We start from the raw sequence: 1,104 nt of genomic DNA, 5'->3' as shown, positions 1-1,104 counted from the left end.
CTAGGGCGGGTATCGGGTCGTGATCAATCTGTGGGATTCGCTCTCACGGCGAGGCCTGATCAGGTAGATCATGTCGCGTGACGCGAGTGCAACTGACGGATGCGGAGTGGGAGTTCATCGGGCCGTACCTGCCGATCGGCGAGTACGGCCCGTACCCGGAGCGGCTGCGGCAGCAGTTCGAGGGCGTGATCTGGCGATTCAGGACCGGAGGGCAGTGGCGGGAGATGCCGGCGGAGTTCGGCGCGTGGTCGACCGTCTCCAACCGCTTCCGGCAGTGGCGTGACGCGGGCGTCTTCGAAGCCCTGCTGGAGGGCGCGATCGCGGAGGCCGCGAGGCGGGGCGAGGTGGACTTGTCGCTGGTCAGCGTGGATTCCACCACCGTTCGGGCCCACCACGACGCCGCCGGGATGCACCTGCGCCCCGACGCCCTGGCGGCCCTGGAGAAGGCCGCCGACGAGGCGGAGAAGGCCCGGCAAAAAGGGGCGGCCCGGAAGAACAAGACGGGCAGGACACCGCAGATGATCCAGAAAGCGAAGAACGACGACGTGCCCGGCGGCGGCGCAAGCTCCGCCTGAAGGCCGCACTGCTCGGACGCTCCAGAGGTGGGCAGACCAGCAAGATCCATGTTGCCGGTGAGCGGAAGTGCCGACCGCTGGTGTTCGTGCTGACCGAGGGGCAGGCCGCCGACAGCCCGCAGTTCATCCCCGTGCTCAAGAAATTACGGGTCCGCGGGCCGGTCGGCCGTCCCCGCACCCGGCCCGACGCGGTCGCCGGGGACAAGGCCTACTCGTCCCGCGGCAACCGCGCCCACCTGCGTCAACGCGCGATCAAGGCCGTCATCCCGGAGAAGAAGGACCAGGCCGCCAACCGGACGAGGAAGGGCAGCCGTGGCGGCCGGCCCGTCAGCCACGACGCCGACCTCTACAAGGAGCGCAACACCGTCGAGCGCCTGATCAACAAGCTGAAGGCCTGGCGAGGCATCGCCACCCGCTACGACAAGACGCCCGCCAGCTACCTCGCCGGCCTCCACCTACGCGGCGCAATGATCTGGATCAAAGACCTCAGCAGGACCACTCCTTGATCGCGATCAAATACGCTCCCTAG

General features: G+C 68.2%; 1 pseudogene. It reads left to right on the top strand.

The features are described 5' to 3' along the window. The first annotated feature begins 77 nt into the window (after positions 1-77). Positions 78-1,081, top strand: a pseudogene (locus tag ACFC1R_RS38815) (IS5 family transposase). Positions 1,082-1,104: the final 23 nt, after the last annotated feature.

It is taken from the genome of Kitasatospora sp. NPDC056138, from assembly GCF_042264695.1.
Lineage (GTDB): Bacteria > Actinomycetota > Actinomycetes > Streptomycetales > Streptomycetaceae > Kitasatospora.
The sequence above is the reverse complement of the archived record's forward strand: the minus strand, read 5'-3'. Positions and strand labels throughout refer to the sequence as shown.